Annotated in this window: 9 protein-coding genes; all 9 read right to left on the bottom strand. The window is 68.8% G+C overall.

The features are described from left to right. Nucleotides 1–7: 7 nt before the first annotated feature. Nucleotides 8–622 carry an imidazole glycerol phosphate synthase subunit HisH gene (hisH, locus tag BW733_RS16005; RefSeq protein ID WP_237268422.1) on the bottom strand — a complete coding sequence of 205 codons (615 nt, stop codon included), beginning with the start codon at nt 620–622 and terminating at the stop codon, nt 8–10. Next, a complete protein-coding gene (gene hisB, locus BW733_RS16000) occupies nt 619–1,227 on the bottom strand; it encodes an imidazoleglycerol-phosphate dehydratase HisB (RefSeq protein WP_077352054.1) in 609 nt (202 codons plus the stop codon). The genes hisH and hisB overlap by 4 nt, the downstream gene beginning before the upstream one ends. Then, nucleotides 1,224–2,315 carry a histidinol-phosphate transaminase gene (locus tag BW733_RS15995; RefSeq protein ID WP_077352052.1) on the bottom strand — a complete coding sequence of 364 codons (1,092 nt, stop codon included), beginning with the start codon at nt 2,313–2,315 and terminating at the stop codon, nt 1,224–1,226. The genes hisB and BW733_RS15995 overlap by 4 nt, the downstream gene beginning before the upstream one ends. Continuing rightward, a complete protein-coding gene (gene hisD, locus BW733_RS15990; protein ID WP_077352050.1) occupies nt 2,312–3,613 on the bottom strand; it encodes a histidinol dehydrogenase in 1,302 nt (433 codons plus the stop codon). Before hisD ends, BW733_RS15995 begins: the two co-directional genes overlap by 4 nt. 67 nt (nt 3,614–3,680) lie before the next feature. Then, on the bottom strand, nt 3,681–4,250 hold the full coding sequence (locus BW733_RS15985; RefSeq protein WP_077352048.1) for a hypothetical protein: 570 nt from the start codon (nt 4,248–4,250) through the stop codon (nt 3,681–3,683). Then, entirely contained in the window at nt 4,247–7,741 is a 3,495-nt protein-coding gene (gene dnaE, locus BW733_RS15980; protein WP_237268421.1) for a DNA polymerase III subunit alpha, read from the bottom strand. Before dnaE ends, BW733_RS15985 begins: the two co-directional genes overlap by 4 nt. A 282-nt stretch (nt 7,742–8,023) precedes the next feature. Then, the gene (rpiB, locus tag BW733_RS15975) at nt 8,024–8,503 is read right to left on the bottom strand and encodes a ribose 5-phosphate isomerase B (protein WP_077352044.1); all 480 of its coding nucleotides are present in this window, start codon (nt 8,501–8,503) and stop codon (nt 8,024–8,026) included. Nucleotides 8,504–8,631: 128 nt separating this feature from the next. Further along, entirely contained in the window at nt 8,632–10,098 is a 1,467-nt protein-coding gene (locus BW733_RS15970; protein WP_077352042.1) for a glutamate synthase subunit beta, read from the bottom strand. After that, nucleotides 10,091–14,617 carry a glutamate synthase large subunit gene (gene gltB, locus BW733_RS15965; RefSeq protein ID WP_077352040.1) on the bottom strand — a complete coding sequence of 1,509 codons (4,527 nt, stop codon included), beginning with the start codon at nt 14,615–14,617 and terminating at the stop codon, nt 10,091–10,093. The genes BW733_RS15970 and gltB overlap by 8 nt, the downstream gene beginning before the upstream one ends. Nucleotides 14,618–14,623: the final 6 nt, after the last annotated feature.

The raw sequence follows: 14,623 nt of genomic DNA, 5'->3' as shown, positions 1-14,623 counted from the left end.
AACTGGCTCAACCGAGAATGCGAAGCCAGTTCGCGATGAGTCGCGCACCGGCGGCCCCCGACTTCTCGGGGTGGAACTGGGTGGAGGCCAGGTTGCCGCGCTCGACGGCTGCGACGAACTGGCTCCCCTCATGCTCCGAGGTCGCCACGAGCGCGCCGGTCGGCGGGCGCATGGCGGCGTAGCTGTGCACGAAGTAGAACCTCTCCCCCGCGAGGGAGTCGAAGAGTCGCGACCCCTCCGGTGCGTCGACGGTGTTCCAGCCCATGTGTGGGAGGCGGCGCGCCTCGAGGGACACCACCTCCCCGTCGAGCAGGCCGAGCCCCGGCGTCGAGACGCCGTGTTCGGTGCCGCCGTCGAAGAGGATCTGATGCCCGACACAGATGCCGATCAACGGTCGGTCGGCGGCGACCCAGTCGCGGATCAGTTCGACTCCCCCGGCTGCGCTCAGCCCCGCCATGCACGTGGCGTAGGCGCCCACCCCCGGGACAACGAGCGCGTCCTGCCTGCGCAGCTCGTCGAGGTCGGAGGTGACGACCACGTCCGCACCCGCCCCTGCGAAGGCCCGCTGGGCGGAGTGGAGGTTGCCCGACCCGTAGTCGAACAGCCCGATCCGGCGGCTCAGAGCGCGCCCTTTGTGCTCGGGATCCCCGGCTGACGGGGGTCGGTCTCGACGGCCTCGCGCAGTGCACGCGCGAGCGCCTTGAACTCGGCCTCCACGATGTGGTGCGGATCGCGGCCGGAGAGGAGGCGCAGGTGCAGGCAGAGGCCGGCGTTGAGCGCGAGCGCCTCGAAGACGTGGTAGGTCATGGAACCGGCGTACGGCACGCCGCTGCCGCCGATCAGTGCATAGGGCTGACCGTCCGGCTCACCCTGGCAGGTCACGTACGGGCGGCCCGCGACGTCCACCACCACGTCCGCGACGGCCTCGTCGAGCGGGATCACGGCGTGACCGTAGCGACGGATCCCCGCCTTGTCGCCGAGCGCCTCCTTCAGCGCCTGCCCGATGCAGATGGCCACATCCTCGACGGTGTGGTGGCCGTCGATGTGCAGATCACCCTCCGCCTTGACGGTGAGGTCGATCAGGGAGTGCTTGGAAAGGGCGGTCAGCATGTGGTCGTAGAAGCCGACGCCGGTGGAGATGTCGGAGGCGCCGGTGCCGTCGAGGTCAAGGGTCACCGTGATGGTGGACTCGCTCGTCGAGCGGCTGATGGTGGCGGTGCGGCTCATGACGCGCGTCCTTCCAGGGTGGGGTCGATCTCGTCCAGCGCGGAGCGTAGGAGCGCCATCTCCTCGGGGGTCCCGGCGGAGACGCGGAGGAATCCGGCGGGGCCGGTCTCGCGGATGAGGATGCCGCGGTCCAACAGATCCTGCCAGACGCGGTGCCGGTCAGGGAACCTGCCGATCAGCGAGAAGTTCGCCTGGGAGTCGATCACCTCGTAGCCGCGGCCACGGGCCCAGTCCTCGAAGGAGCGCGCCTCGGCGGCGAGCGAACGCACCTGGGCGAGCATCTCGTCGGAGTGCGCGAGCGCCACGCGGGCGATGACCTGGGTCTGGGCGCTGAGATGGTAGGGCAACCGCACGATCCGGCAGGCGTCGACGATGGCGGGTGCCGCCGCGAAGTAGCCCACGCGCCCGCCGGCCAGCGCGAACGCCTTCGACATGGTGCGCGAGACGATCAGCCGCGGGTGCCGTTCGAGCAGTTCCAGCGCGCTCGGTCCGCTGGAGAACTCCTGGTACGCCTCGTCGACGACGAGCAGAACGTCACTTCCCTCCAGAATCGCCTCGATGGTGTCGAGGTCGACCGTGGTTCCCGTCGGGTTGTTCGGCGTGGTGATCAGCACGACCGTCGGTTGGTGCTTGGTGATCGCGTCGAGCACGAGCTTCGCGTCGAGCGTGTAGTCGTCGTTGCGCGGCACCGTGACGTAACCGGTGCACGTGTTGCGGGCGTACTCCGGGTACATCGAGTAGGTGGGTGTGAAGGTGAGCACGGTGCGCCCTGGGCCCCCGAAGGCGGTCAGCAGGTGCGCCATCACCTCGTTGGAGCCGTTGGCCGCCCAGATGTTCTCGGCCGCGAGACCGTGACCGAGGTAGGCGGCGAGATCTCCCCGCAGGCCGAGCGCCTCGCGGTCCGGGTAACGGTTGAGGCTACCGGCGGCCGAGACGATGGCGGCGGCCATCTCGTGCCGGATCGCGGGCGACGGTGGGTACGGGTTCTCGTTGACGTTGAGCACCACCGGCACCTCGAGCTGCGGCGCGCCGTAGGGCTCCTGCCCGACGAGGTCCGCCCGCAGCGGCAGGTCGCTGAGGCTGATCACGAGCGCCTCCGCACCGTGACGGCGGCGGCGTGGCCCGGCAGGTCCTCGGCGAGGGCGAAGCGCTCCACGCCGTCGGCGATCTGCATCAGGGCCGCCTCGTCGTAGTTGATCACGTGCACGGTGCGCACGAAGGAGCGCACCGTCAGGCCGGACGAGTGGGCCCCGGCACCCGCGGTGGGGAGCACGTGGGTTGAGCCGGCGGAGTAGTCGCCGAGCGAGACGGGCGAGTAGGCGCCGACGAAGATCGCTCCGGCGTTGCGGATGCGCGCGGCCACCTGCTCGGCGTCGGCGGTCTGGATCTCCAGGTGCTCGGCGGCGTAGGCGTCGGCGACGTCGATGGCCTGGTCGAGGTCGCGCACCAGCACGACGGCCGACTGCTCGCCGCCGAGCGCCGTGCGGATCCGCTCAGCGTGCGGTGCGTCGGCGACCTGTCGTTCGAGCTCGGCGCGCACGGCATCGGCGAGGGCGGACGACGCTGTGATCAGCACGGAGGCGGCCATCGGGTCGTGCTCCGCCTGGGAGATCAGGTCGGCTGCGACGAACGCCGGGTTCGCGGTGTCATCGGCGACGATGGCGATCTCCGTCGGGCCCGCCTCCGAGTCGATGCCGACCACGCCGCGTACAAGGCGCTTCGCCGCGACGACGTAGATGTTGCCCGGGCCGGTGATCAGCGAGACAGTCTCGCAGAGCCCCTCGACACCGTAGGCGAACATGGCGATCGCCTGGGCGCCGCCGACGGCGTAGACCTCGTCCACGCCGAGCAGGTGGCACAGCGCCAGGATGCTTGGGTGCGGCAACCCGCCGAACTCACGCTGGGGAGGCGAGGCGATGGCGATCGAAGGCACCCCGGCGACCTGGGCGGGGACCACGTTCATGATCACGCTGGAGGCCAGAGGGGCGAGACCGCCGGGGACGTACAGCCCGACGCGGGCGACCGGGACGTTGCGCAGGCCGACGCGGGCGCCGTCGGCCAGCAGGGCAGGCGCGGGATTGGTGTCCACCTCGAGTTCGGTCGCGACCTCGCGGCGGCGGCGGATCGACTCGGCGAACGCCTCCGCCAGTTCCGGGGCCAGCTCGTCGGCTGCCTTCTTCAGTTCGGTGGCCGGCACCCGGACCGCCTCGGGGATCACGCCGTCGAAGCGCTCGGAGTACTCCTTGATCGCGACCTCACCGCGATGGGCGACGTCGGCGACGATGGGGCGGACCACGTCAAGGGCCGCATCCACGTCGAACTGGCCCCGCGGAAGGCGGAAGCGGTACGAGCCGTTGGCATCGGTGAAGTCGAGAGATCGGAGCACGGACCAGATTCTAGTGTGGACGGGCCTGCGAAGGCCCGTCGGTCATCCGCCGTCCCAGATGGTGGTGCTAGACGGCCGCAATGCTCTCCAACTCGATGCCCTCCTCGCGCGGCTCGGGCCAGAAGGCCGCCAGCAGCATGATCGGGGTGATCGCGGCGAAGGGACCGATCAGCAGCGCCGAGAGGGAGCGCAGCTCGAGGTCCACCTGGACCACGTCACCGGGCGAGGCTGCTGCGATCCGGTCCGCGAAGCCTGTGACGCCCACGATGGTGCCGAGCCGCCAGGCCATCAGGGAGGCGAAGAGTGCCGCGATGATGGGCACGACCGTGACGACCCAGCCTCGCCTGTACAGCACGAACCAGCCGGCTATCCCGACCAGCAGTCCGATCACGCCGGTGATCAGCGCGAAGGTGGCGTCGGGAGCGACGATGCCTGCGAGCGCCCGTTCCGTCATCGAGGCCGAGAGGTCCTTCTCGACGGTGTACTCCGAAAGCGGGGTGACCTCGGCCCAGATCAGCGCGCCGATCGCTCCGGTGAGGATGCACGCGGCGGTGAAGACGACCACGCGCCACAGGGTGCGGCCCCACAGCTCGGCGAGCTGGCCGTGCGGCGCCGGAGCGAGCGCCGGCCCACTCATGCCGGTTCCCGTTCCAGGCCGACCGACGAGGGGCCGAGCACGGCCTTGAGGTCGGCGAAGAGGGCAGAGGTGAGTTCGACCCGGAAGCCGTCACCGAGCCGGAAGGTCTTGACCTGGTCGCCCGTTCGGAGGTTCAGGTGCACCTCGGCTGCCCCGGGATACTGCGCAAGGATCCGCTTGAGCTCCCCGACCACACCCGGCGTGCAGCGCACCGCAGGCAGCGTGAGGGCCAGCGGGCCGATGCTGCCCTCCGCGCTGGTGTGCGGGACCGTGATCCCCTGTGCCCTGACCCGGCCGCGGTCCTCACCGGACTCGACGATGCCGTCGACCGAGACGATCGTGTCCGGCGCGAGGTGCTGGGCGACCTGGTCGTAGACCCGCGGGAACACCGTCACCTCGATGGAGTTGGTCAGGTCCTCGAGCACGACCTGCGCCCAGATGTTTCCGGCCTTGTTCACACGACGGTTCACGGCGGTGATCAGGCCGCACAGCTTGGCGGGGCCGCGGTAGCCGTCCTCGGCCACCGCCGAGGCGATGGACCGGTCTCCGTTGGACTGGAGCACGTGCTCGAGACCGTTGAGCGGATGGTCGGAGACGTAGAGGCCGAGCATCTCGCGCTCGAAGGCGAGCTTCGTGCGCCTGTCCCACTCGTCCACCTCGGGGACGGTGCCGTGCATGGACGAGGCCGACTCCTCCTCGTCTCCCATGTCGAAGCCGAAGTCGAAGCCGTCCTGGCCGTTCTCCGCGTTGCGCTTGAGGTCGATGATGGAGTCGACGGCGTTCTCGAAGATCCCCATCAGGGAGCGGCGGGTGTGGTTCAGCTCGTCGAAGGCGCCCGACTTGATCAGCGACTCGACGACGCGCTTGTTGCACATCAGCAGCGGCGCCTTGTCGAGGAAGTCGTAGAAGTCGGTCGCGGGGCCGACCTTGTTGCGCTCCTCGATCCAGGCCGTGACGACCTTGTCGCCCACGTTGCGCACCGCACCGAGGCCGAAGCGGATGTGGTCGCCGACCGGGGTGAACATGACCTCCGAGGAGTTCACGTCCGGGGGCAGCACCTCGATGCCCATGTGGCGGCACTCGGCGAGGTAGAGCGCGGACTTGTCCTTGTCGTCGCGCACCGACTGCAGGAGGGCCGCCATGTACTCGACCGGATAGTTGGCCTTGAGCCACGCCGTCCAGTAGGAGATGACACCGTAGGCGGCCGAGTGGGCCTTGTTGAACGCGTAGTCGGAGAACGGGAGCAGGATGTCCCAGAGCGTCTTGATCGCGGCCTTGGAATAGCCGCGCTCGATCATGCCGCCGGAGAAGATCTCGTACTGGGCGTCCAGCTCGGCCTTCTTCTTCTTGCCCATGGCGCGGCGCAGCATGTCGGCGCCACCGAGCGTGTAGCCGGCCAGGTGCTGGGCGATGGCCATGACCTGCTCCTGGTACACGATCAGGCCGTAGGTCTCGCCGAGGATGGGCTCCAGTGCCTCCGCGAGCTCGGGATGGATCGGCTCGACCGGCTCGCGGCCCGTCTTGCGGCGGGCGTACTTGTTGTGCGAGTCGGCGCCCATCGGGCCAGGCCGGTAGAGCGCGCCGACGGCCGAGATGTCGTCGAAGCAGTCTGGCTGCATGGAGCGAAGCAGCGAACGCATGGGCCCGCCGTCGAGCTGGAACACGCCGAGGGTGTCTCCACGCTGCAGCAGGTCGAAGGTCTTCGGGTCGTCCAGGGTGAGGGTCTCGAGGTCGACGTCGACGTTCTGGTTGAGCGAGATGTTGTTCAGCGCATCGGCGATGACCGTCAGGTTTCGGAGGCCGAGGAAGTCCATCTTGATCAGCCCGAGGCTCTCGCAGCCCGGGTAGTCGAACTGGGTGATGATGGCGCCGTCCGCCTCGCGCTTCATCAGCGGCACGATGTCGATCAGGGGGGCGCGGCTCATGATCACGCCTGCCGCGTGGACGCCCCACTGTCGCTTGAGGCCTTCGATACCGCGCGCGGTGTCGACGACGGTGCGCACATCGGGCGATGACTGGTAGAGCTCGCGGAACTCCGCACCCTCCGCATAGCGCTTGTGTTCCTCGTTGAACAGGTCACCGAGGGGCACGCCCTTGCCCATCACGTCTGGCGGCATGGCCTTGGAGATCTGCTCGCCGATCGCGAACGGCATGTCGAGCACGCGGGCGGAGTCCTTGACGGCTGCCTTCGCCTTGATGGAGCCGTAGGTGATGATCTGGGCCACGTACTCGGAGCCGTACTTCTCGGTGACGTACTGGATCACCTCGCCGCGGCGGCGGTCGTCGAAGTCGATGTCGAAGTCGGGCATGGAGACGCGCTCGGGGTTGAGGAAGCGCTCGAAGATCAGGCCGTGTTCGATCGGATCGAGGTCGGTGATGCGCATCGCGTAGGCGCACATCGAGCCCGCGCCGGAGCCTCGACCCGGCCCGACCTTCACGCCGTTCTGCTTCGCCCAGTTGATGAAGTCGGACACGACGAGGAAGTAGCCCGAGAAGCCCATCTGGATGATGATGCCCATCTCGAACTCGGCGCGGTCACGCACCTCCTGGCCGTACCCGTCGGGGTAGCGGAAGTCGAGCCCGCGCTCGACCTCCTTGCGGAACCAGGAGTCCTCCGTCTCGCCGTCCGGGACGTCGAAGCGTGGCATGTAGGTGCCGATGCCCTCGTCGAAGACCGTCTCGATCCGCTCCGCGATGGCCAGCGTGTTGTCGCAGGCCTCGGGCAGCTCCCGGAAGAGGGAACGCATCTCCTCGGGCGACTTCAGGTAGTAGCCGTTGCCGTCGAACTTGAACCGGTCGGTCTGCGCCTTGCGGGACCCGGACGAGACGCACAGCAGCGTGTCATGCGCGTCGGCGTCGTCTGCGTGCACGTAGTGCAGGTCGTTGGTCGCCACGAGCGGCAGGCTCAGGTCATTCGCCAGCTTCAGCAGGTCCTTGCGCACGCGCGTCTCGATGTCGAGGCCGTGGTCCATCAGCTCGACGAAGAAGTTGCCCTCGCCGAAGATGTCGCGGAACTCGGCTGCGGCGGCGATGGCGTTGTCGTACTGCCCGAGCCGCAGGAAGGTCTGCACCTCGCCGGAGGGACAGCCGGTGGTGGCGATGATGCCCTTGCCGTACTCGTTGAGCAGTTCCCTGTCGGCTCGCGGCTTGTAGAAGAAGCCCTCGAGCGAGGACCTGGTGCTCAGCCGGAAGAGATTGTGCATGCCCGCCGGGTTCGCAGCCCACATCGTCATGTGGGTGTAGGCGCCCTTGGACGCGACGTCGTCGCCGGTGCCGTCGCCGAACTGGACGCGCTTGCGCTCCGAGCGGTGGGTGCGCGGTGTGAGGTACGCCTCGAGCCCGATGATGGGCTTGACGTCGAAGCTCTTGCTCGCCTTGTAGAACTCGTAGGCGCCGTAGAGGTTGCCGTGGTCGGTGACGGCCAGCGCGGGCATCCCCATCTTCTCGGCGCCCTGGAACAGGTCCTTGATTCGCGCGGCACCGTCCAACATCGAGAACTCGGTGTGGGTGTGCAGGTGCACGAACGATGCGGACAACTTGTTCCTCCTACGACCGGCGACGCCGGCCTAGCTTACCCAGCCGGACCGACGTTCCAAGGATGGCACTCCGGCGGCCCGGCCGCATACCGGCGTGACACGCCGCCAGCCGACGAGGCTGAGACCTCGGCCAGAGCTGCTCACATCACCGCCGCGATCACCTGGACCGCCACGAACCGTCGCTGACCGGGCGGATCAGGGACCTGCAGCGGCGGCTTCGCCTCGGCGCGGCCTGACTCAGCAGGTGCTGCCCGGGTCGACCTGGTCCTCGATCTCGATGCCGCGGGCGATGGCGTCGAGCTGGTTGACGCGGCGCTGGTGCCTTCCGCCCTCAAACTCGGCCTCGAGCCACATGCGGGCGATCATCTTTCCCATTTCGACCCCGATCACCCGCGCCCCCATGGCGAGCACGTTGGAGTCATTGTGTTGGCGTGACAGGACGGCCGAGTAAGGCTCCGAGCACACGACGCAGCGGATCCCCTCGACCTTGTTCGCGGCGATGGAGATCCCGATGCCGGAGCCGCACAGCGCGATGCCGCGGTCGAACTCCCCCGCCGCGACGCGCTCGGCGACCAGCTTCCCGAAGTAGGGGTAGTCGGCCTTCGTCGGATCGTCGGTGCCGAAGTCGATCACCTCGTGCCCGAGTCCGCGGACGGCCTCTGCGAGCTCGCGGCGGAACTCGATGGCTGCGTGGTCGGAGGCAATGGCGATGCGCACGGTTTGGTCCCTTCGTCGGATGACTGGCGGCGGCAACGATACCGGTGCCGGTCGCCGTCGTGACGCCGCCCCGTACGGGACGAAACCGCCCGCCCGTCACGCGGACGGGCGGGCGGCACGGCCGGACCTCAGGCGAGAAGCTGGCGCACCTCTGGCCCGATCGGTCGCGGCAGCTTGGAGGTGCCGCTGAGGAACGCGTCGACGCCCTGGGCGCAGGAGCGTCCCTCCGCGATCGCCCACACGATCAGCGACTGTCCGCGGCCCGCGTCGCCGCAGGCGAACACGCCAGGCACGTTGGTCGCGTAGTCGTCATCGCGCACGATGTTGCCGCGAGGATCGAGCTCGAGTCCGAGCTCCTCGACGACGCCCTTCTGCTGCGGGCCGGTGAAGCCCATGGCGAGCAGCACGAGCTGCGCGGGGATGTGGCGCTCGCTGCCTTCGACCGGGACGAAGCGGCCGGCGTCGAACTTCACCTCCACGATGTCGAGCCCAGCGACGTTGCCCTCGTCGTCGCCGACGAACCGGTTCGTCGACACGGCGTAGACGCGGTCTCCACCCTCCTCGTGCGCGGAGGAGACCTTGAACGTCATCGGGTAGGTCGGCCAGGGCTGATTGCCCGGGCGGACCTCGGGGGGCATGGGCATGATCTCGAGCTGGGTGATCGAGCGGGCGCCCTGGCGGATCGAGGTGCCGAGGCAGTCGGCGCCGGTGTCGCCGCCGCCGATGATCACGACGTCCTTGCCCTCTGCGGTGATCTGGTCCTCGACGCTCTGGCCGACCGCGACCCGGTTGGCCTGCGGCAGGAACTCCATCGCCTGATGGATGCCGCCGAGCTCCCGTCCGGGAACGGGCAGGTCGCGCGGGAGGGTCGCACCGATGGCGAGCACGACGGCCTCGTACTGTTCGCGCAACTCCTCGCCGGTGATGTCCTCGCCGATGCTGACGCCGGTCTTGAACTGCGTCCCCTCGAGCACCATCTGCTTCAGTCGCCGGTTGAGGACGGCCTTTTCCATCTTGAACTCGGGGATGCCGTAGCGCATCAGGCCGCCGATGGCGTCGGCGCGTTCGTAGACCACGACCGTGTGCCCCGCCCGGGTGAGCTGCTGGGCGACGGCGAGACCTGCGGGACCGGACCCGACGACGGCGACGGTCTTCGCCGTGTGCCAGGCCGGCTGCTGCGGCGTGACGCGAGAGTCGTCCCATGCCTTGTCGATGATGGCGACCTCGACGTTCTTGATGGTGACGGCGTCGCCGTTGATGCCGACCACGCAGGCCGTCTCGCACGGGGCCGGGCACAGGCGGCCGGTGAACTCGGGGAAGTTGTTGGTCGCGTGGAGGCGCTCCAACGCCGGCTGCCACTCCCCCCGCCAGACGAGGTCGTTCCACTCCGGGATCAGGTTGCCGAGGGGGCAGCCGTTGTGACAGAACGGGATGCCACAGTCCATGCAGCGGCCCGCCTGCTTCGAGATGATCGGCAGCAGGGCACGCCCGGGGGTACCCGGGTAGACCTCCTGCCAGTCGTGGACGCGCTCCTCGACCGGGCGGCGGGCCGCGACCTCGCGCGGCGTCGTCATGAATCCCTTCGGATCAGCCATGAGCGGCCTCCATCATCAGCTTGGTGGTTTCGTTCTCGTCCAGGCCGTCGGCGATGGACATCTCCTTGACGGCCATCACGCGGGCGTAGTCGCGTGGCAGGACCTTCGTGAAGCGGCGGCCGAGCTCCTCGTCGCCCAACTGCAGAAGAGTCTCGGCGATCAGCGAGCCGGTCTCGTCGCGGTGTTCGGTCAGCAGCTCACGGATCCGCGAGTAGTCGCCGGCCTGCAGCTCGACCGGGTCGGCGAGCTCGTTGTTGAGGCGCAGCGGGTTCAGGTCGAGGACCCAGGCGACGCCCCCGGACATGCCGGCGGCGAAGTTGCGGCCCGTCGGGCCGAGGACGAGCACCTCACCGCCGGTCATGTACTCGCAGCCGTGGTCGCCGACCCCCTCGACGACGGCGGTCGCACCCGAGTTGCGCACGCAGAAACGCTCGCCGACCTGCCCGCGCAGGAACAATTGGCCGGAGGTGGCTCCGTAGCCGATCACGTTGCCCGCCACGATCTGGGTGGCCGGGTCGAACTCGGCGTCGTTGCTCGGCGTGACGACGATCCGTCCACCCGAGAGGCCCTTTCCGACGTAGTCGTTCGAGTCGCCGACCAGACGCAGCGTGACGCCGCGCGGCAGGAACGCGCCGAAGCTCTGCCCTCCGGTGCCGGTGAGCGTGAACTCGATCGTTCCGGGCTCCAGCCCCTTGCCGTCGGTCGCCTTCGTGACCTCGTGGCCGAGCATCGTCCCGACGGTGCGGTCGACGTTGCGCACGCCGAGCGTGTGTCGCACCTGTTCCCCACGGGCGAGGGCGGGCTCGGCGAGGCGCAGGAGTTCGACGTCGAGCTTCTTGTCGAGGCCGTGGTCCTGGCTCGTGGTGTGGAACAGCGCAGTGCCCTCAGGCACGTCGATCCGGGTGAGCACAGGCTCCAGGTCGAGGCCCTGGGTCTTCCAGTGGCCGACCGCCTCGCTCACGTCAAGCAGCTCGACGTGACCGATCGCCTCCTCGAGGGTGCGGAAGCCGAGCTTCGCCAGCCACTCGCGCACCTCCTCGGCGATGAACATGAAGAAGTTCACGACGTGGTCCGGGTCGCCGTGGAACTTCCCGCGGAGCTCCGGGTTCTGGGTGGCGACGCCGACCGGGCAGGTGTCCTTGTGACACACGCGCATCATGACGCAGCCCGACACCACCAACGGTGCCGTGGCGAAACCGAACTCCTCGGCCCCCAGCAGCGCCGCGATCATGACGTCGCGTCCGGTCTTGAGCTGGCCGTCGCACTGGACGACGATGCGGTCGCGCAGGCCGTTGAGCAGCAGCGTCTGCTGGGTCTCGGCCAGCCCGAGCTCCCACGGCGCCCCCGCGTGCTTGACGGAGGTCAGCGGCGCTGCGCCCGTTCCGCCGTCATGCCCGGAGATCAGGACGACGTCCGCCTTCGCCTTGCTGACGCCAGCCGCGACGGTGCCGACGCCGATCTCGGAGACCAGCTTGACGTGCACCCGCGCAGAGGTGTTGGCGCACTTCAGGTCGTGGATCAGCTGCTTGAGATCCTCGATCGAGTAGATGTCGTGGTGCGGGGGCGGAGAGATCAGCCCGACGCCGGGCGTCGAGTGTCGGGTCCGCGCCACCCACGGGTAGACCTTTGGGCCGGGCAGCTGGCCGCCCTCGCCGGGCTTGGCGCCCTGGGCCATCTTGATCTGGATGTCGTCGGCGTAGGTGAGGTACTCCGAAGTGACACCGAAGCGGCCGGAGGCGACCTGCTTGATCGCGGAGCGCCGTTCGGGATCGTGCAGGCGCTCAGGGTCCTCGCCGCCCTCACCGGTGTTCGACTTGCCGCCGATCCGGTTCATGGCGACGGCGAGCGTCTGGTGCGCCTCCATCGAGATGGAGCCGTAGCTCATGGCGCCCGTGGAGAAGCGCTTGACGATCTCGCTCGCTGGCTCCACCTCATCGATGCTGATCGGCTCGCGGTCGGTGAACTTCATCAGCGAGCGCAGCGTCATGATCCGGCGCGAGTTGTCATCGACGAGGGCCGTGTACTTCTTGAACGCCGCGTAGTCGCCGGTCTGGGTCGAGTGCTGGAGGCGGAACACCGTCTCCGGGTCGAACAGGTGGGGTTCGCCCTCGCGGCGCCACTGGTACTCGCCGCCGACGAGGAGGTCGCGGTGGGCGAGGGGGATGCCGTCGGCCGGGTAGGCGTTGAAGTGGCGCGCCTTGATCTCGTCGGCGAGCTGGTCGAGGCTGAGCCCGCCGAGCCGGCTCGAGGTGCCGGTGAAGTAGGCATCGACGACGTCCTGGCTGAGGCCGACGCATTCGAAGATCTGGGCGCCGGTGTAGGAGGCGACGGTCGAGACACCCATCTTGCTCATGACCTTCAGCACGCCCTTGTTGAACGCCTTCGCGACGTTGGCGATGGCCTTCTCCGCGGTGACGTCGACGTACATCTCACGGCGGGCGAGATCCTCGGCCGACTCGAAGACGAGGTACGGGTTGACCGCGGCCGCGCCGTAGCCGAGCAGCAGCGCGACGTGGTGCACCTCGCGCACATCTCCCGCCTCCACCACGAGGCCGACCTGGGTGCGGGTCTTCTCGCGCACCAGATGGTGGTGGATGGCGGCGGTCAGCAGCAGCGACGGGATGGGCGCGAGCACCGCGGTCGAGTGCCGGTCCGACAGCACGATCGCGCGGGCTCCCCCACGGATGGCCGCGGAGACCTCCTGGCAGAGTTCCTCGATCTTCGCGGCGAGGGCGCGGCCACCGCCTGCGACCTTGTAGAGGCCCTTGACCACGTGGGTGCTGAAGCCGGGGACGTTTCCCTCGCTGAGCCGCACGATCTTGGCCAGCTGCTCGGAGTCGAGGATGGGGCCGCTCATGGTGATCATGCGGGCGGCCTCGGGGCTCGGCTCGAACAGGTTGCGCTCGGGGCCGATCTTCGCGGTGAGGCTGGTGACGAGCTGCTCGCGGATCGCGTCGAGCGGCGGGTTGGTCACCTGGGCGAAGAGCTGCTTGAAGTAGTCGAAGATCATCCGCGGCCGGGACGAGAGGATCGCGATCGGGGTGTCGGTGCCCATCGAGCCGATCGCCTCAGCCCCGCTGTTGGCCATGGGCGCCACGAGCAGGCGCAGCTCCTCGTGGGTGTAGCCGAAGGTCTGCTGGCGACGGGTGACCGAGCTGTGGGAGTGGACGATGTGCGCCCGGCTCGGCAGCTCGTCGAGCTCGATCTTGTGCTCGGAGACCCACTGTTCGTACGGGCGCTCAGCGGCGAGCGCGCCCTTGACGTCCTCGTCGGAGAGGATGCGGTGCTGTTCGAGGTCGAGCAGCAGCATGCGCCCGGGCTGGAGGCGTCCCTTGCGCACGATCTGGTCGGCGGGGATGGGCAGCACGCCCGCCTCGGAGGCGAACACGACGAGCCCGTCGCGGGTCTCCCAGTAGCGGCCGGGGCGCAGCCCGTTGCGGTCGAGGCAGGCGCCGATGATCGAGCCGTCTGTGAAGGTCATGCAGGCGGGGCCGTCCCACGGCTCCATGATCATGGAGTGGAACTCGTAGAAGGCGCGGCGCCGCGGATCCATCTCGGCGTGGCCCTCCCACGCCTCGGGGATCATCATCAGCACGGCGTGCGGGAGGGAACGGCCGCCGAGGTGGAGCAGTTCGAGCACCTCGTCGAAGGAGGCCGAGTCGGAGCCGTCCGGGCTGCAGATCGGGAACAGCTTCTCCAGCGAGCCGGGGAACTTGTCCGAGGTCAGCAGCGCCTCGCGGGCCCGCATCCAGTTCCGGTTTCCGCGGACTGTGTTGATCTCGCCGTTGTGCGCGATCATCCGGTACGGGTGGGCCAGCTCCCACGCCGGGAAGGTGTTGGTCGAGAAGCGGGAGTGCACCAGCGCGAGCGCGGAGGCGACCCGCTCGTCGTGCAGTTCGGGGAATACCTCCTCGAGCTGATCGGTGGTCAGCATGCCCTTGTAGACGAGGGTGCGCGACGACAGCGACGAGAAGTACACGCCTGCCTCGTGTTGGGCGCGGCGGCGTAGCACGAAGGCGAAGCGGTCGAGGTCGATGCCCGACTGGCCGTTTCGGCCGGCGACGATGAGGTGCTCGAAGCGGGGCATCGCGCCGAGCGAGATGGGTGAGAGGGTGCCGGTCTCGACCGGAACCTCGCGCCAGGCGAGGACGTCGAGTTCGGCCTCCTCCGCCAGCTCGGCGATCTGCTCCTTCACGCGTGCGCGCTCGGCGTCGTCGGTGGGGAGGAAGGCCATCCCGACGGCGTACTCGCCCGCATCCGGCAGCTTCGCGTCGACGACGGCGCGCAGGAACGCGTCGGGGACCTGGATCAGGATGCCTGCGCCGTCACCTGCCGCCTCGTCGGCGCCGGTGGCACCGCGGTGGTCGAGGTTGCGCAGTGCCTCGAGGCCCTTCGCGACGATGTCGTGGCGGGCCACCCCGTCGAGCTGGGCGACGAATGCGACACCGCAGGCGTCGTGCTCGTAGGCGGGGTCGTAGAGACCCACCTTCTCGCGATGCGGAAAGACGCTCTTGGTCATCGTCGG

Origin of the sequence: Tessaracoccus flavescens (assembly GCF_001998865.1) — a bacterium.
GTDB classification, from domain to species: Bacteria; Actinomycetota; Actinomycetes; order Propionibacteriales; family Propionibacteriaceae; genus Arachnia; species Arachnia flavescens.
This window is presented reverse-complemented; position numbering and strand designations above follow the sequence as displayed.

Bases quoted from the DNA above. Each gene is read 5' to 3' on its own strand.
- hisB (WP_077352054.1), bottom strand. From the start codon at position 1,227: ATGAGCCGCACCGCCACCATCAGCCGCTCGACGAGCGAGTCCACCATC.
- BW733_RS15985 (WP_077352048.1), bottom strand. From the start codon at position 4,250: ATGAGTGGGCCGGCGCTCGCTCCGGCGCCGCACGGCCAGCTCGCCGAG.
- dnaE (WP_237268421.1), bottom strand. From the start codon at position 7,741: ATGTTGGACGGTGCCGCGCGAATCAAGGACCTGTTCCAGGGCGCCGAG.
- BW733_RS15970 (WP_077352042.1), bottom strand. From the start codon at position 10,098: ATGGCTGATCCGAAGGGATTCATGACGACGCCGCGCGAGGTCGCGGCC.
- gltB (WP_077352040.1), bottom strand. From the start codon at position 14,617: ATGACCAAGAGCGTCTTTCCGCATCGCGAGAAGGTGGGTCTCTACGAC.